19 protein-coding genes are annotated in these 17,582 nt (G+C 39.3%); 2 read left to right on the forward strand and 17 right to left on the reverse strand.

From position 1 onward, the window contains the following. Window positions 1-79 precede the first annotated feature (79 nt). Window positions 80-868: a biotin--[acetyl-CoA-carboxylase] ligase gene (locus ABM34_RS08045; protein ID WP_048704832.1), complete on the forward strand. Its 789-nt coding sequence runs from the start codon at window positions 80-82 to the stop codon at window positions 866-868. On the opposite strand, the gene ABM34_RS08050 is transcribed toward ABM34_RS08045, so the two are convergent. The 8 genes from ABM34_RS08050 to ABM34_RS08085 form a co-directional block, all read right to left on the reverse strand. After that, window positions 858-2,090, reverse strand: a complete 1,233-nt coding sequence (locus ABM34_RS08050) for an NRAMP family divalent metal transporter (RefSeq protein WP_048704834.1) — start codon at window positions 2,088-2,090, stop codon at window positions 858-860. The two genes, ABM34_RS08045 and ABM34_RS08050, sit on opposite strands and share 11 nt — an antisense overlap. A gap of 24 nt (window positions 2,091-2,114) precedes the next feature. Next, window positions 2,115-2,864 carry a LamB/YcsF family protein gene (locus ABM34_RS08055; RefSeq protein WP_048704835.1) on the reverse strand — a complete coding sequence of 250 codons (750 nt, stop codon included), beginning with the start codon at window positions 2,862-2,864 and terminating at the stop codon, window positions 2,115-2,117. A gap of 10 nt (window positions 2,865-2,874) precedes the next feature. Beyond that, the gene (locus tag ABM34_RS08060) at window positions 2,875-3,672 is read right to left on the reverse strand and encodes a putative hydro-lyase (protein WP_048704837.1); all 798 of its coding nucleotides are present in this window, start codon (window positions 3,670-3,672) and stop codon (window positions 2,875-2,877) included. A 14-nt stretch (window positions 3,673-3,686) separates the two neighbouring features. Further along, entirely contained in the window at window positions 3,687-4,997 is a 1,311-nt protein-coding gene (locus ABM34_RS08065; RefSeq protein WP_048704838.1) for an acetyl-CoA carboxylase biotin carboxylase subunit, read from the reverse strand. A gap of 10 nt (window positions 4,998-5,007) precedes the next feature. Then, entirely contained in the window at window positions 5,008-5,415 is a 408-nt protein-coding gene (locus tag ABM34_RS08070) for an acetyl-CoA carboxylase biotin carboxyl carrier protein (protein WP_048704840.1), read from the reverse strand. A gap of 13 nt (window positions 5,416-5,428) precedes the next feature. Next, complete coding sequence (locus ABM34_RS08075; RefSeq protein WP_048704841.1) at window positions 5,429-6,445, reverse strand: 5-oxoprolinase subunit C family protein; 1,017 nt, start codon at window positions 6,443-6,445, stop codon at window positions 5,429-5,431. After that, on the reverse strand, window positions 6,438-7,172 hold the full coding sequence (pxpB, locus tag ABM34_RS08080) for a 5-oxoprolinase subunit PxpB (RefSeq protein WP_048704843.1): 735 nt from the start codon (window positions 7,170-7,172) through the stop codon (window positions 6,438-6,440). Before pxpB ends, ABM34_RS08075 begins: the two co-directional genes overlap by 8 nt. A gap of 735 nt (window positions 7,173-7,907) precedes the next feature. Further along, the gene (locus ABM34_RS08085) at window positions 7,908-8,471 is read right to left on the reverse strand and encodes a TetR/AcrR family transcriptional regulator (protein ID WP_048704845.1); all 564 of its coding nucleotides are present in this window, start codon (window positions 8,469-8,471) and stop codon (window positions 7,908-7,910) included. 146 nt (window positions 8,472-8,617) lie between these two features. Here ABM34_RS08085 and ABM34_RS08090 point away from each other — a divergent pair, with 146 nt between their 5' ends. Further along, a complete protein-coding gene (locus ABM34_RS08090; RefSeq protein ID WP_048704847.1) occupies window positions 8,618-11,170 on the forward strand; it encodes a YhgE/Pip domain-containing protein in 2,553 nt (850 codons plus the stop codon). A 112-nt stretch (window positions 11,171-11,282) separates the two neighbouring features. Here ABM34_RS08090 and ABM34_RS08095 read toward each other — a convergent pair whose 3' ends face one another. The 9 genes from ABM34_RS08095 to ABM34_RS08125 all read right to left on the reverse strand — a co-directional run bounded on the left by ABM34_RS08095 (window position 11,283) and on the right by ABM34_RS08125 (window position 17,509). Beyond that, on the reverse strand, window positions 11,283-12,038 hold the full coding sequence (locus ABM34_RS08095) for an ABC transporter ATP-binding protein (protein WP_048704848.1): 756 nt from the start codon (window positions 12,036-12,038) through the stop codon (window positions 11,283-11,285). 10 nt (window positions 12,039-12,048) lie between these two features. Beyond that, window positions 12,049-13,068, reverse strand: a complete 1,020-nt coding sequence (locus tag ABM34_RS08100; RefSeq protein ID WP_048704850.1) for an ABC transporter permease — start codon at window positions 13,066-13,068, stop codon at window positions 12,049-12,051. Between the two features lie 11 nt (window positions 13,069-13,079). Next, a complete protein-coding gene (locus tag ABM34_RS08105) occupies window positions 13,080-14,126 on the reverse strand; it encodes an ABC transporter substrate-binding protein (protein WP_048704851.1) in 1,047 nt (348 codons plus the stop codon). 240 nt (window positions 14,127-14,366) lie between these two features. Beyond that, on the reverse strand, window positions 14,367-15,542 hold the full coding sequence (locus ABM34_RS08110; protein WP_048704853.1) for a trans-sulfuration enzyme family protein: 1,176 nt from the start codon (window positions 15,540-15,542) through the stop codon (window positions 14,367-14,369). A gap of 366 nt (window positions 15,543-15,908) precedes the next feature. Next, a complete protein-coding gene (locus tag ABM34_RS13215) occupies window positions 15,909-16,064 on the reverse strand; it encodes a hypothetical protein (RefSeq protein WP_157023268.1) in 156 nt (51 codons plus the stop codon). Beyond that, window positions 16,057-16,224: a hypothetical protein gene (locus ABM34_RS13220; RefSeq protein ID WP_157023270.1), complete on the reverse strand. Its 168-nt coding sequence runs from the start codon at window positions 16,222-16,224 to the stop codon at window positions 16,057-16,059. The genes ABM34_RS13215 and ABM34_RS13220 overlap by 8 nt, the downstream gene beginning before the upstream one ends. Before the next feature lie 21 nt (window positions 16,225-16,245). Further along, window positions 16,246-16,668: a hypothetical protein gene (locus ABM34_RS08115; RefSeq protein ID WP_048704856.1), complete on the reverse strand. Its 423-nt coding sequence runs from the start codon at window positions 16,666-16,668 to the stop codon at window positions 16,246-16,248. A gap of 117 nt (window positions 16,669-16,785) precedes the next feature. Beyond that, window positions 16,786-17,157, reverse strand: coding sequence for a hypothetical protein (locus tag ABM34_RS08120; protein ID WP_048704858.1), 372 nt, complete (start codon window positions 17,155-17,157; stop codon window positions 16,786-16,788). A gap of 145 nt (window positions 17,158-17,302) precedes the next feature. Continuing rightward, a complete protein-coding gene (locus ABM34_RS08125; RefSeq protein WP_048704859.1) occupies window positions 17,303-17,509 on the reverse strand; it encodes a hypothetical protein in 207 nt (68 codons plus the stop codon). Window positions 17,510-17,582: the final 73 nt, after the last annotated feature.

Genomic DNA, 17,582 nt, shown 5'->3' on the forward strand with positions numbered 1-17,582 from the left:
TCAAATCTCAATCCAATCGGATTGGGATTTTTTTATTGTGCTCATCCAATGGTAAACTAGCAACAAAAGGAGAACCGCCATGACAAATCAACCCATCATCGCTGAAAAAATTCTTACCCAGTATAATTGCAAAACACCTGTCAGTATTGAAGTTTTCTCAACACTGAATTCTACCAACACCTATGCCAAAGAAAACATCGCAAGCTTCTCAAACGAGCATCCCACTTTAATTATTGCCGAACATCAAACAGCGGGATATGGCAGGTTTAAACGTGACTTTTATTCTCCAGACAATTCTGGGATTTATTTAACTTTGGTTTTGCCTATAAACGAACATGTGGACCCAGGACTGTTAACGTTGAGCACAGGATTGTCTGTTGTTGAAACTTTGCAACAACGCTTTCCCACTCAAAACTTCACTCTAAAATGGATCAACGACATTCTCCTCGATAAACAAAAATGTGGTGGTATTCTGGCTGAATCACACAGTAATAGTCATGGTGAAATCTCCCATATCATTTTAGGAATTGGACTCAATATCAATACTTCACAATTTCCTTCAGAATTAAAAAGTATCGCCAAATCCGCCAGTTCTGACGCTGACATCGATCGAAATAAAATCATCGCCGAATTACTAACTAATTTCTTCAGGCACTATCAAACTTACCAATCTGGTGATTTTCTACCTGATTATCGCAAAGCTTGCTCCACTCTCGGCAAGAAAGTTGAAATCGTCAACGGAAATACTGTTACTACCGGCATCGCCCAAGATATCGGCGGAGATGGTTCACTCATACTCCTTGATGACAAAAAAAATCGCCACCTGATTAACAGTGGCGAAGTTAGAAAAGTTTTTACTAATGAATGAGCTTGATAACTGCTTCAACGCTGGCGTAGAGCATGAATAGGACTACTAGCCAACCGGTTAAGCTCAAAATCCATGGGTGATGATAACTGCCGATGATTTTCTTTTTTCTGGCGGCGATTAGCAAAATTGCTAAGGCTACTGGAAGAATGAAACCATTGATAGCACCAACGACAACTAGGATTTTGGCAGGTTGTCCGACAAAGTAGAAAATAACTGCTGAAATTACAATAAAACTAATAACGAATAGCCGATTATACTTGGCTATTTTTTCTTGGGCAGCGGCTTTTTCCGTATAATTCAAGAATGAAATTGAGGTAAAGGTTGAGCCTAGTGTTGAAGTCATACCTGCGGCGAATAACAAAATACCGAAGAACTTATATCCGAAATTACCAGCAGCGTATTTGAAAATAGATGCTGCAGGATTGGCGGGGTCAAGTTTGTAACCCATCGTAACAACCGCCAAACCAGCAAGGAACAAGAGTATACGAATCAGCGATGCAACACCGATACCAGTAATCGCACCCTCGTTAACGTACTTGAGCTCCTTTTCACCCTTCATGCCACCCTCAATCAAACGGTGACCACCAGAGAAGGAAATATATCCACCAACAGTACCACCAACGATAGTAACGATTGAGTAGAAATTAATATCCGTTGGCATGAAAGTATGTGTCACAGCAGCTTTATACGGAACTGACATGACGCAGATTATGTATATCAAAATAGCAATTTTAACAACAGCTAGAACCTGGACTGTATGATCCATGACCGTCATAGCATTTTTAGCAACAAAGACTGCAATCGCAATACAGGCGGCGATTACGGCACCATTTTCCGGTGATATCCCGAATAGGACATTTAGACCTAATCCGGCACCACCAATATTACCAATGTTGAACAGTAGACCACCGACGGCAACTAGGAACGACAAGACATAACCTAGTCCTGGCAAGACTTCATTAGCGATGACTTGCGCACGTTTTCCACTGACAACAATAATTCTCCAGACATTCATTTGAACAATGAAATCAACCACAATACAAATCAAAATTGCGAAGCCGAAGTTGGCTCCCATTTGACCGGTAAACGTAGCCGTCTGAGTTAAAAATCCTGGTCCAACTGCGGCCATAGCCATTAGGAATGCGGCACCCATAGCTATGGAACGCGATGAACGAGGCTTAATCATTTTCTTATCTACAAATTCTGTTTCTTTATTTTTCATAGGCTATTTTACCTTTTTTAAATTTTAAAACGGTTTAATTTCAATTCCGGCACTAGTTAAAGTGCTTCTTAACTCTTCAACAATTGCTAAAGCAGCTTTATTGTCACCATGGACACAAATTGAGTCGGGCTTTAGAGCAATCTTACTGCCGTCTAAGGCGATGATCTCTTCGTTTTGAATCATTAGCTTAACTCGCTGTGCAACTTCTTTAGGGTCCTTAATTACGGCATTTGGAAGACTTCTACTTACGAGCGTTCCATCTGCGTTGTAATTACGGTCACCAAATGCTTCTTGAGCATAGGGAATCCCAACTTCTTTAGCAGCTGAGATCAGTTCACTATTGGCCAATCCATAAATTGGCAGTTCTGGATCAACTTGTTTGATACCTTCACAAATTGCGACGGCCAAGTCATGATCCTTTGCGGCCATATTATAAAGAGCACCGTGTGGCTTTACGTGTTGAAGTTTCTTATTAGTGGTAAAAGCTAATAGTGCTCCAACTTGATAAGTCACCATATTCTTAACTTCTTCAGGCAACATATCCATCTTGCGACGACCGAATCCTTGTAAGTCTGGAAAGCCCGGATGAGCGCCGACACCAACGCCAGCTTTTTCAGCAAGTTGAACTGTCTTAGCCATTACATCTGGGTCTCCTGCGTGATATCCACAGGCAATATTTACTGAACTAACTAATGGAATAATCTCAGAGTCACGACCCAAACTATATCGTCCAAAACTTTCTCCTAAATCACTATTCATATCAATTTTCGTCATGATTGACCCCCTATAAATATTTCAAAGCTGTATTTTTCACGTCAGTCACTAACATGTGACCAGGTGAATGAGTGATGACAAAATCTGGTTTTGTCTGCATGATGACGTTTTGTGGAGTAACACCACATGGCCAAAAGACTGGCACTTCGCCATCTTTAATCGTGACAGCATCCCCATAATCAGGATGAGCAAGGGCAGTAATTCCAATGTGTTCAGGATTACCAATTTGGATTGGAGCACCGTGAACTTTTGGCATGGAATTAGTAACTTTGACTGCTTCAATCACTTGATCTTCTGGGATTGGTCGCATGGAAACGACCATGTTTCCGTGGAACTGACCCGCCGATTTCAAAGGTATATTGGTGTCATACATCGGCACGTTGACACCTTCAGTAATATTTCTAACTTCAATTCCAGCCGCAATCATCTCGGATTCGAATGAGAAACTACAGCCGATAATGAATGAGACTAAATCGTCTCGCCAAACGTCATCCACGTCAGTAACCTCATCAGTTAGGACGCCTTTTTTATAAATTCGATATTTGGGAAAATCCCTGGCGATATCTACATCCGTTGCCATCTCTGTTAGCTTTTTACTACCAACATCACTGACCTCAAGAACTGGGCAAGGTTTAGGATTTCGTTGCGTAAACAATAAGAAATCGTATGCTAAATCTTTTGGCAAAATAACTAAGTTGGCTTGCGTATATCCTGGTGCCAAGCCACTAGTGTTGTCAGTGTATTTACCTTCTCGAATTAGTCGACGTAATTCGACTGGAGAAAGTGATTTAATATCATCTGATGCCATATGAAAGCCTCCAACTATTTGGTGGCTAACCTATCTAACCAACCAATATCAGTATTATTAATTTTGTAATCAGGTTCATCGATAACTTGTGTTAGGAAATCTAAATTCGTGTTAATTCCGGCAATGACTGTTTCATCAAGTGCTTCGGCCATTTGACGTATAGCCGTCTCACGGTCTGGAGCAAAGGAAATAACTTTAGCAATCATTGAATCGTAATTAGATGGAACAAAGTAACCTTGATATAAGGCACTATCTGTTCTGATTCCGTGTCCTGCAGGTAAGTGTAAAGCAACAATCTTACCGGCAGTTTTCGCGTTAATCCGACATTCCAAAGCAAAGTTATGCTTTGAAATTTCTGCGAATGGAATTGGTTCACCTTGAGCAATTTTTATTTGCAGATCGACTAAGTCGACATCACTAGTTAATTCGGTGATGGGATGTTCAACTTGAACCCGAGTGTTCATTTCCATGAAGTAAAAATGTTCTGGTCCATCGAACAAAAATTCCATCGTCCCTAAGCCTTCATAATTGATGTCTTCGGCAGCCTTCACGGAAACTGCATACATCTCTTGGCGAGTTTTTTCATCCAAAGTACTTGCGGGTGCTTCTTCTATCACCTTTTGGTGGCGCTGTTGCAAACTGCAATCACGCTCACCGATAGCAATGGCATTGCCGAATTGATCGGCCGCAATTTGAACTTCGATGTGTCTAGGATGTGGCAGAAATTTTTCAAGATACATGTGGCCGTCTCCAAAAGCACTCTGAGCCTCTGCTTGAGCGAGGTCGAATTGGTTTTCAAAGTCGGCGACTGATTCAATAACTCGCATTCCTTTACCGCCACCACCAGCACTAGCTTTTAGCATGACTGGATAACCAATCTTTTCGGCGGCCTGTTTTGCGTCCTCAAAGTTTAAAAAATCTGATTCCGAACCGGGAATTACCGGTACCCCGGCTTTAATCATTGTTTCTCTAGCGGCTGCTTTTTCACCCATGATTGAAATCACTTTTGAACTGGGACCAACGAATTTGATTCCTTGGTCTTCACACAATTTGGCAAAATCAGCATTTTCTGATAAAAATCCATATCCTGGATGAATTGAATCAGCGTGTGTTATTTGAGCCGCAGCGATAATGCTATCTTGATTCAAATAACTATCTTCCGGATTTGGTCCCCCAATACAGATAGCTTCGTCGGCCATCGCCACATGCATGGCATTTTTATCGGCGGTCGAATAGACGGCGACGCTCAGGATATTCAAAAGTTTGCAGGCACGAATAATTCTGACAGCTATTTCGCCACGATTGGCGATCAACATTTTTTTCAACTGCCTCACCTCAATCTTTCAATGTAAATAGTGGTTGGTCGAACTCTACTGCTTCGCCATTTGTGACTAATACTTTGTCGATAGTGCCGGTTAAATCGGTTTTGACTTCATTCATCATTTTCATTGCTTCGATGATTCCGACTGCTTGGCCTTGTTCGACTTTATCGCCAGGTTTTACAAGCGGATCTTTGTCAGGTTGCTCGGATGTGTAGAAGGTCCCAACGAATGGTGCATTGATTGTTTTGACATCGGATTCGGCTGCGGCAGTTTGATTGACCACTGGAAATGTTGCCGGTTCAGCATGCACGGTGATATCTTTTTCGAGTACGATGTGACCTAGCTTGTCGTCTATCTCAAGATGACTCAAATTTGAATTGTTTAAAATCTCAACTAATTCCTTAACTCTGTCTAATTCCATCTAGCGATTCCTCCTATTTATTGCTGCGTATCAAGCGTTCTATTTCAATTGAATTGCGTCTAATTGGACCAATTGGTTCAACATAGCGATTGGCATACCATTTTTCATATGTATCATTAATAATTCGTTGTTGTTCAACTAATTTATCGGTAGCGGTTTGAATGTCAGTTTCGACAAATTTAAAATTAACTCCCGATTTCATTTGAACAAATTTATTCAAATCAGCACGAATGACAGTTCCAATAACCGGATAACCACCAGTAGTTTGACGGTCAGCCAGCAACACAATAGGACTGCCATCCCGAGTTATTTGGACGTTTCCGAAAACTGTTCCTTCGGAGAGGAGGCTTTTAGCCGGCACATCCAAAGGTTGTCCGGTCAGGCGATATCCCATTCGATCCATTTGCTCAGATATCTGATATTTCTGACTAACAAACTGTTTTTGAGCTTGTTCTGAAAACATGTTCCAGTGCGGACCTTTAACGAAATGAACTGTGGTTGAAGTTTGGAAGTCGACCTTAATTTTTCTAGCTTGAAGACTTGGCATAACAACACTGTCACGAATTGGAATGTTGTCGTTGGTAGCTAATGTCCGACCGTCGATTCCACCCATCTGTGTTCTGAGTGTAGTTGAACGACTATCCAACACCGGCTGACTAATCACGCCACCGTTTGAGAAAGCTAAGTAGCCATAATTTCCAGACGTCATCTGTCCTATTTCCAAAATTGATCCAGCTTGAACCTCAACAACTTCATTTTGCTTGATCGGTTGTTGATTCAATTTAGCATCCACATGTCCGCCAGTAATGGCGATGAATGAATCACAATTAAATTTCAACGTTGGTCCAACTAAGACAAATTCTAGTGAAGCTGAATTTTTATGATTATTAACTAGCAAATTAGCTAACTTATAGCTAAATTTATCCATGGCTCCAGATTCTGGAAATCCTTCAATTTGATGTCCAGGTCTGCCAAGGTCTTGCACGGTGGTCGACAATCCTGGTTTGATTACTTTGACAAAATTAGCCATCGTTGCGACCTCCTTCGGTAATGACATTTAATTCATATTCACCATTAGCATCAGCTTTTTGAATATCAGCATATTCTTGTTCTGAAATTTGTTTGAAGCGGATATAATTTCCTGATTGATATTTCAAAACTGGGTTAGCTGGATCATACAGTTTAACTGGGGTCCGACCAATCAAGCGCCACCCGCCAGGAGACTCAACTGGATACATCCCCGTTTGAGCACCGGCAATCCCGACACTTCCAGGAGCTATTTTTTTACGTGGAACTTCAAGTCTTGGCATGGCAATTTGTTCAGGAACTGAACCCATATATGCAAACCCGGGTAAAAATCCCATCATATATATGAAGTAATCAGTGCTCGTGTGCATTTTGATCAATTCATCTACACTAACTTTGGCAAAATCAGCGACGTCTTGTAAATCAGGACCGAAGTCTTGGTTATAACAAACGGGCAGCTCAATAATTGTTCTGCCCGTAGTCGTTTGATCATTTGAATTTGAGATAATCTCATCAATTTGATTGACCAAGTCGTTATACGATGTAAGATCAAAGTCAAAATTGATTGTCAAAGTATGATAAGCAGGAATGACACCTGTTACACCAACTGCATTGTCTGCAATCAGTTCACGAGCAACAGATTGGATTAATTTATTTTCTTCAACATTTATTTGTTCCGGAAATTCGACTACTAGCGACTGCTCGCTAATTTGAAAATAAGTGTAATCCATAAATAATGTCCTCCATGAAATTAGAAATAAATTAAATTAATTGTAATGGTTATTGTATCTTCAAGCAAATTACCATTCCTGTATAAATTGAACTTTACTACCATAAAAGCAATTAAACAAACATTTATGACTAAGTTTGTTTTATAAGAATTTTATAATGATTTTCGATTTTTAATTAGAAGAAATTTGGTTTAACTTTGTTTAACAAAGTTAATTGGCGATTTTACTTAATAATACAAAGATTGTGATTGATTAGACGCAAAAATCCTCGATAATCTTATTGGTTGATTATCCAGGATTTTTTTATTTGATTTAATTTTTGATTTTTGTATATAACATTTGGTATATTCGGTATACTTTTTGTTGGGTGGAGATTGGTTTTAATGGTTGCTTTCTGCGGATTACAGATATGTAGATACGTTTAGTGCTTTCGCTTTACTGATTTATAGCGGAAACGCTAAAAAACAAACTGGACACTGCGTGTAAGCTGGACAAAGCTGCGGGGCGTTACGCACCTGTATTTGATTTTTGGGGTAACTTGCAATCGGTGGGTTTTGTGTTGAACGACTTTTTGGGGATGATTTTAGTTTCCTTGTTCACTTTTATGTATCCGAAACGCGCAAAAAAGCACTGAGGTAGAGGTCCTAAGTCGGACAGAGCTGCGGGGGTGTTACGCACCCCACTCCGCTATGTCGCGCCTTACGACTCTACCTCAAGAGCGTGCTTTTTTGCGCTCTATATAAAGGTTTTGAGTCCAGATCTGTCTAGTCTCATCAAACAATCCTTAAACTCAGCTTTTTTAAACAAAATATCTCCACGGTCATACAACCTAAACAGCATTAGTGTGTTTCTGACGACGAAGTTTGCGCTGATTAGGGCGTCTGGGTGGGTTATGTGGAAGGCTTTTTCTATTGCGTCTGTGAAGCCTTTTGTTACTTTGTTTTCTACTTTTCTGGACATGAAGCTGTATTCATCTGACGTTAGGATGAAGGTGTAGAAGTCTCTGGATTGGTCGAAGAAGTCGAATAGGGCATCGAAAGTTTCTCCGGGATCGAATACATTGTCGGTGTATTTTTGTTCCGTGATTATTTTTAGCAATTCGTCTGAAAGCTCATTGACGAATGTGTCCAAAAAATCATCTATTGAATCGTAGTGTAAATAGAAGGTTTTTCGATTAATTCCGGCTTTTTCTGTAAGTTTTTTGACAGTTATTTCGTGATAACTGTTTGTCTTAGATAAAGCTCTAAAGGCATCTTTAAGCGCTTTATCAGTTCTGAGTACTCGCTTATCAACTACCATGATTTAATTCTTACCTCAATTCGTGAAAAATATTGTCTTACTTACCACTTTTTTAATTTCTGTGGTTGAAATTACTATCTATACCTTATATTATCATTAATACACACAATGTGTATTATGAAATTTTAGAAAAAGAGGAATTATAAATGATTCGTGCAGAATGGGATTACCTTAAGAAGCACAAATTCATGACAATCGTCCTTATTGCGATTATCTTTATTCCTTCTATATATGCGGTAACATTTTTGAAATCTATGTGGGATCCGTATGGTGAACTGGAAAATATTCCGGTAGCCGTGGTCAACGAGGACCGTTCGACTACATATCAAGGAACCAAGTTGGCAGTTGGGAAAGACCTAGCAACCAACTTAAAGAAGTCATCAGCAATGGACTTCACAGTCTTGAATTCGAAAAAGCAAGCCAAAGACGGCTTGAATAATGGAAAATACTTTATGGTCATTACCATACCAAAAGATTTTTCCAAAAACGCTACAACCTTGTTGAATAAGAAACCAGAGAAAATGGTTTTGCATTATGAAACCAGTGCCGGTCATAACTACGTAGCCTCCAAAATGACCAGCTCGGCTGCACAGTCAGCGGCAAATAGTGTTTCTCAACAAGTAACCAAAACTTACTCGAAAACGATGTTCTCTTCTATTAAAAAGTTAAGCAAGGGAATGTCAGACGCCGCCTCTGGTAGTAAAAAATTAGGTGACGGAACGACCAAGTTAGTGTCAGCTAACGACACGATGACGACTGGATTAGACCAACTGGCATCGAGCACCCTAACTTTCGCCAATGGAGCAACAACCTTGAATAATGGGTTGAGCACATACATTAGTGGCGTTTCATCCGCCGCATCCGGAAGTCAAACTTTGGCAACTGGATTGCAGACGTTAAACGGAAGTACATCTACCCTAGCTAGTGGTGTTGGACAGTTAGCCAATGGTAGTGGCACGTTGGCATCTGGTGTACAAAGTTACACTAATGGCGTCAGCTCACTAAATTCCGGAGCTTCATCGTTAAGTTCCGGAACTAGTCAACTTGCAAGCGGTGCTGGAACTCTGGCAACCAATGCGGATACTTTGAATTCAGGCTTAGGTCAAATTTATCAAGCTAGTAATGAATTGACTCAACAATTGAAGCAAATCGGCAATGGTAGCACTAGTTCTGGTCAACTGAACCAAGTTAGTGGTTCAATCGACAACTTGCAAGGACAACTTGATAGTAGCAATTCATCTTCAGTTGCTGCTATCAAAGCAGATTTAGCTACTCTTCAACAAGAGATCGACAATCAAAGTCAAAATTCTAACTCAGCTTTGAAAGAAAAGCTTTCTGCCACGGCTGACCAGCAAGGATTAACTGAGGATCAAAAAGCTGCAATGCTTGCGGCTGTTGACAGTTCTGACTCTGGTTCGAGTGATAACTCAGCCTTGAAGAGTTCCGCAAATGCTTTAAGTGCAGACTTGAATAATTTGGCAACACCAAGTGCTACAGTTAGTTCTTCTGATTTAACTACTGTCATCCAACAGTTAGCTAACGCATCAGAACAATTAACTGGTCAAATTCAAACTGCATCGAATGGAATGGGACAGTTATCAACTGGAATTAGTAGCTTGCAAGCAAATAGCAATCAACTTGCTTCAGGTGCAAATCAAATTTCAGCTGGTACAGTTCAATTGATGAACAACAATGCTACTTTAAATAATGGCGCAAGTTCTCTAAACAGTGGATTGAATTCACTGAATGGACAAGTGCCAACACTTACAGGTGGCATTGCTCAATTGAGTGACGGGGCCAACCAATTAAATTCTGGTCTCTCACAACTTGATGCTAATGGTGCTACTATTACTTCAGGTGCTGGTCAATTGGCTAGTGGTGCAACGCAAATCAATAGCGGTGCTCAACAACTTCAATCAGGATCCTCACAAATGGGAACTGGTTTGAATCAATTGAGTGACGGAACAACTGATTTAACCACATCGCTTGCTAACGGTGCCAAAGAGTCAAAAGTTAACCCTACTAAGTTAACTTATGACCAAGTAGCACAACCAACAACTACAAAACACACCGAACGTGATGATGCTCCAAATAACGGTACTGGTATGGCTCCATATATGATTTCCGTATCACTATTCGTTGGAGCACTGGCATTTAACCTGATGTTCGACTTGTACACACCTAGAAAATACCCACACAGTGCTATGGGTTGGTGGGCAAGTAAAGCATCCCTCAAAACAGGTTTTGCCTTGTTTGAAAGTCTCTTGATCTACTTGCTACTTACAACGATTGACGGACTTGCACCAGTTCATCCGTTCGCAACATTATTGATGATATTCTTGACCGGAACTACTTTCATGGAGATAGTTTCGTGGTTGAATTTAGTCGCAGGAAAAGTAGGATCCTTCATAAGTATGATTCTCCTAGTTCTCCAATTGGGTGGTTCCGCCGGGACTTACCCAATTCAGTTATCAAACGGTTTCTTCAATGCCATCCATCCATGGCTACCTATGTCTTATTCAGTAGACGGGTTTAGAGATACCTTGATGACCGGCAATTCATCCTGGCCGGAATTGTTAATATTATTCGCAATCACATTAGTCTTTATGGGATTGACAATGTTGTTCTACCTTAGAAGAAAATCACGTATCAAAGAGATGGACTTCCACGAAGAACAAGCTGAACATTCAATCGTTTAGCCTGTTCTATCCTCCCCTACATATAAGAGTTGGTGTGCTTACCAACCCATAGGGCAACATTCAAAAAAATGGATTCGATCAAATCATTACGATTTGTATCGGATCCATTTTTTTATTCCGTGACACCAAAATTCAATTTATCTTGAATTTCACGTCTAAATTGTAAAAATTCATCACTAGTCCGATTTCTCGGAAATTCCAATGGATTTGTCACAATCTCTTTGATACGACCAGGACGAGGTGTCATAACAATAATACGTGTACCCAGATAGATAGCTTCATCAATATCGTGAGTAACTAAAATCATCGTAGTTTTAGTCTGTTGCCAGACCCGTTGAATGACATCTTGAACATCCGCACGAGTGAAAGCGTCTAAGGCTCCCATTGGTTCATCCAAAAGCAATAATTCAGGTTTCAAAACAATTGATCTAGCTAATGCGGCCCGTTGAGCCATACCACCGGAAACCTGATGAGGATAAGCGTTTTCAAATCCCTTCAAACCCATCAATTCAATATATTGATTAACCAACTTTTTATCATAATTGTGGCCGTCGACGGCTTTTAAACCTGAGCTAATATTTTCTTTGATCGTCTCCCATGGAAATAAACTACCATGTTGGAAAACATAGCCTCTTGAAACATCAGGTTCTGTAATCAATTTATCATCGACCGTAACCTGACCTTGTTCTGGTGTATCCAAGCCTGAAATCAATCGCAACAATGTCGTCTTACCACATCCAGAAGGACCAATTATGGAAATGAATTCACCAGATTCAACGTTAAAGTTGATATCTTCTAGGACATTGATTCGTTGTCCATTGTTATCATGTAAAATTCGATTTACATTATCTATCGTAAGTTGAGCCATAATTTACCTCCTAATTAGTCCCTTGGCGCCAGCGCAAACTGTACTCTTGAATTTTTGTGATCAAACTGAAAATAACTGAGAATAGCACCGCCATAATAACGATAGCCGCATACACTTGGGTGTAGTTCCCAACACCTTTTGCCCAGTTGATGTACCAACCAAGGCCTACTTTTGCGCCGATCATTTCTGAAATAACCAGCATTGTAAATGACAGTCCCATAGCCGTGTATATACCAATGAAGATATTTGGCAAAGCTCCAGGAATGACCACTTTACGTATAATTTGTGACTCCGAAAATCCTAAAGTTTTGGCGGATTCAAAATAATCTACCGATATACTCTGAACACCACCAATAGTCATAAATGCTACCGGAAACCAAACAGAGAAAGCTATTAGAAAAATTTCTGCCATATAACTAGTTGGAAAAATCACCATCGTTAACGGCATCCAGGCTGCTGCTGGAATAATACCGATAACTTTCAAAAATGGGAATGACCAGTAATTAAACTGACGATATCTTCCCATGAATAGACCTAAAACCACTCCAATCAATGTTCCAATGATGAAACTAATCAACCAGAGACCGAGAGATGACCAAGTCGATGCCCACAATAATGCATGATCTGTCTGGATTTGGTCTAAAACTTGCGAGAAGCTAACGAAAAATGGTAGTTTGATAATCGCAAACTTTTCCGTCAATAAATCTTGAATAATCAGTAACAACCCCAATGAAGCGTTGAGTTGAGCAAAATGCCCACTGTACAATCTAATTTTTCCGTGAATAACTGCTCCTAAAGCATAGACGACTAATAAATAAACGAAGTATGCCGCAAGGAAAACTTTGTATGCGCCATTATTGACAAATTCCTGTGACGGCACGACTTGATTCTCAATATAAGCTGCCACAATAGTAACTAAACTGACAATATTCCAACTGCTTCGCCAGGGCTTCCAATACTTAGTTTCCGTTACTTCTTCTTCAGCTAATTTTTGTGGTTGCTTATTAGTTGATGTAGCTGTATCTGCCATTTCCATCCCACCTACTCACTCAATTTTGGATCCCAATATGCTTGCTTAAGTAATTGAGAATTCTTAGTATCCTTCTTCAAATAACCAGCTTTTTTAAGTTGGGAAATATAATAATTCAAATCTTGTTTACCTTGAGATACGTTCAAATGAAAATGTTCATCCTTAATGATTTGAGTTACATTTTTCTGATTAATAAACTTAGTTTTAGAAACATAGCCTTTAGTAAGTTCGATCTTGGCAGTTTCTTCAGGATGCTTGTTGATCCATTCAGCAGCTTCTTGATAAGACTTGGCAATAGCTTTTGCCTTGGCTGGATTAGATTGAATTAAACGATTTGAGATATAAAGATAACAGCATGAGCCCATTTTCTTCATTCCCATGGCAGCCATTTTGTCGCTACCAGTTGAATTATTATTATCGATAATTGCTTTAAAACCACTTTCTTGTTGAGCTTGGTAAGCATATGGATCAACGGTACCAATGGCATCAACTTCACCCTTTTCAGCGGCTTTTGCCAATAAATCAGTACTAAATACTTTCCAAGTAACATCCTTTTTAGGATCTAATCCTGCATGAGTCAAAGCAATAGATGTTACATATTGAGGCGTTGAACCTTGAGCCGGAATACCAATAGTCTTACCTTTCAAATCTTTGACGCTAGTAATGTTTGAACCCTTTGGAACAAGTAATTTGATACATCCCTGATGGATACCGCCGACAGCTTTAATTTGTGCACCATTTTGAATTGCTGGTAAATATTGAAAATCACCATTTTGAGCATCATATTTACCACTAGCAAATCCAGCTTCCAAATCACTAATATCGCGCGGATTAGCAACTAAGTCCGCCTTCAAACCATTTTTCTTAAAAAATCCTTTTTCATAAGCAATGTAATTAGGCGCATTACATACCGAACCATCTTTGGCCGGAACTGTAATTGAACCGTACTTATAATCCTTACTTGTGGCACTCTTACTTGAATTGTTGCTACAACCTACTAATACAAATGTAATAGCCAGCACACCAACAATTAACCCAATAAATTTTTTAATCTTCATCCTCAAATCCCCCCAGTAATTTTGAAACAAAAAAACGCCCACTGTCACAATGACAAAGGACGTTCTCACGTGTTACCACCTTTATTCGAGCACCTCTCACGAGGCACTCCTCAATAAGAAAAAATTCTTCACCCGATAACGGCGGCAACCGACGCATTAATGCATATCAATTTGCGAACCATATTCAGTAATCACTAATCGTCGATTCTCAACAAACACGACTCTCTGTGTAGTAGTAAATTACTTACTCAAACGCAAAACTATTTTATTAGCTAAAAGTTGTTCAAATCCGCAAGCTAAATCGCTGATCAAGTCCTTGGGATCTTCGATTCCTACTGACAAACGTAAAAGCTGGTGACTAATACCTGCAGCTTTCAAATCTTTTTCTGACAATTCAGCGTGGCTCATCTTATAAGGAACCTCAACCAAACTCTCCACAGCACCAAGGCTTACAGCGAGTTGAATTATCCTCAGCCCCTCAACAAACTTTGTCGCATCAAAATCGTCACGAATTTCAAAGGAAACAATGCCACCATATCCGTTCGTTTCATCTTCAGCAATTTCGTGGTCGAGACTACCTTCGATTCCCGGATAATAAATTTTTGAAACCTCGGGACGACTCTGCAAGAACTTAACAATCTTTGCTGCGTTGCTCAAATGTCGGTCCATTCTGACCCCCAAAGTTTGAATCCCACGACGAACCAAATTGGAATCTTCTGGAGAAAGTACAGCACCAATACTATTTTGGTTAAAGTAAATTTTCTCAGCAATCTTTGGATCCTTGGCAACGGCCACTCCAGCGCAGACGTCGGAATGTCCGGACAAGTATTTCGTTGCTGAATGAATAACTACGTCAGCCCCCAAATCCAAAGGTCTCTGCAAGTATGGTGTTAAGAAAGTGTTGTCAACAATTGTCAGCAAGCCATGCTGCTTGGCAATTTTAGAAACATCTTTAACGCTGGTTACTTTCAATAATGGATTGGTAAAACTTTCGAAGTAAATTGCCTTGGTATTAGGTTGAATTGCTTGTTCAACTTCTTCCAAATTCTGGGTATCTACTTCAGTAAATTTCAAATCCCAACGTTTGAAAAATTCGTTAACCAATCTGAATGTTCCACCATAAATTTCTTTACCAATGATGATGTGATCGCCGGCTTTAAAAATTGAAAGCACAGCGTGAATTGCCGCAATTCCTGAAGAAAAGGCAAATCCACGGACGCCATTTTCAAGCAACGCAACTTGCTCCTCCAAATAATTTCTTGTTGGATTACCAGAGCGTTCGTAATCGTAATCAACTTTGGCACCAACTTTTGGATAAATGTAAGTTGATGAATTATATATCGGCACATTAACAGCACCTGTATTATTGTCATGTTGTGGTTTTCCGTGAACCAACTTTGTATCAAATTCAGTCATAAGAATTTTCCTCCTCTTCTTGAACAAAAAAGTCGCCCCCGCACAGAATTCATCTGTACAGGGACGACTATTAATCGTGTTACCACCCAAATTCGTGTTAATGTTGCCACTAACGCCTCTAAGGCACAAACATGCCCGGGATTTTATCGTGTTCCCCACGTACCTCAAGCTTGCACTATTGGTAATTGCTCGGAGCTCATGTTCGGAAAACTTTTAAGTCCACTCTTTCACTAACAGTGGTCGCTATCCAACTCTAATAATTTTCTTACTCTTCTCGTCAACACAAGTTATTTAATTGACACAAATATACGAGTCCTTCGATTGATTGTCAACACCGTTTTCTAATTTAATTTTAATAAAGTGAATTTATTTTTCTCTCTCCGAATATAGTTTTCTTCGAGCTTCACGTGCTTCGGCGTTAAGGGCTCTACGCTCTTCTTCAGTAACAACGTGTACTTGTCCGTGCCACAACCGATTATTTTCAGCTATAAGAGCATCTAATTCCTTCGCGTCTTTATTCATTCCATTTGGCTTTCTGTCTCAAATGTAATTTCCACTTTTCCTCTCGGACTTCTTCAGCAAGTATTTTCATTTCTTCTTTAGTTGCTACATGGATTTCACCATGCCAGAGTCGGTTATTTTCCGCTATCAATGCGTCTAACTCTTTCATATCATTATTCATCGAAACTTGCCTCCCGACATTTCATTCTCCACAAATTTTTCGAATCGTCTTCACGGAAATATTCTCGTGATAATTCTGGTCAATATACTCATGAACCAACTTACAGTCAGTCCCAAATTTTTTCTTTAGTGAACTAATAAAGCCTCTAGCTTCATCAGTTAAATTAGAATTTCTTGACTCACTCACACGAAATTTGCCACTAAACTTATTTTGAGCATGCTCTGCCGCAAGTTCAGCTTTCTTATCTTCCAGCAAATTTCTCAATTGAGAATTCTCATTTTGCAATTCTTCAACCGTATCTTCAAGATTTCCAATTCTTAAAATAAATTCTCCGACGACAGACTGATATTTTTTCACCTTATCAGAGTAATGTTGGTTATTTATTTTTAAATTTTCATATGTCAGCGCTGAAATAATTACTGAATCGGCACTTAATTGAAACACATTGGAGAGTTGTTTATATTTCTTGATACATTTGGTTGTTTCTACCTCATCAACGATATCAGATCTACGATAGGGCTGTCCTGAAAAATAACCTCGAGAGTGTTTAGTATAGTTGGCCTATGTTCCAGTTTTACTATCCTTCACATCCAAAATAAATTTCTCAAGTATCTCTTCAACTCGTTCAAAATCTCCATAGTGAATTACTAACAAGGGAACATTGTACTGCTTACAATAGAGAATCCGCGCTTGTCCATTTTTAGAAACTCGATTCCAGGCATCCATGGCCTCTGGAGTCTTGTTGATTGGAGCGTAATGCTGTGACCCATTATATTCAACTATTGCTTGAGACCCACCAATATCCAAAGCAAAGTCAACCGGTAAGAACGAACTATCATTTGGCGATTTTAAATCCTTAAAAATTTTTTCTCTAACGAATGAAATCTTTTTGCGAATTAAAATACTATTAACTAGATCCTCTCCCTTGGACATAACGAACAATCGTCTCCTTAAAAAACATCTTATTTATTAATATTTTAACTACTGTTTTAAGGTAAAACCACGAGTAAACGTTTCAATGAAAAAGACTATATTTTTGATGTAATTGTTCATATTTAAACTAATTTATATTAAATACTTATGATTTCCATTTACTTTTGAATTCTTTTACTATTCGTGCATTTTCTTCTTTGTGCTCTTCTTTATGTTTTTTAATTGCGTCAATTGATCTTTGCCTTTCCTCAGGGGTCTCCTCATGTGGCGGATATTTTAACATCAATCGATTATTCTCGTCGATCAATTCATCCAAATCCATATTTTCATAATCTAATTTACGTTCACTCATTCTCGACATTTCCAATATTAAAATCGGCATTTTAAAGTGATACCACACTCAGCAGTTTTCCGTGTAATTGTTC

Source organism: Companilactobacillus ginsenosidimutans, from assembly GCF_001050475.1.
Classification (GTDB): Bacteria; Bacillota; Bacilli; order Lactobacillales; family Lactobacillaceae; genus Companilactobacillus; species Companilactobacillus ginsenosidimutans.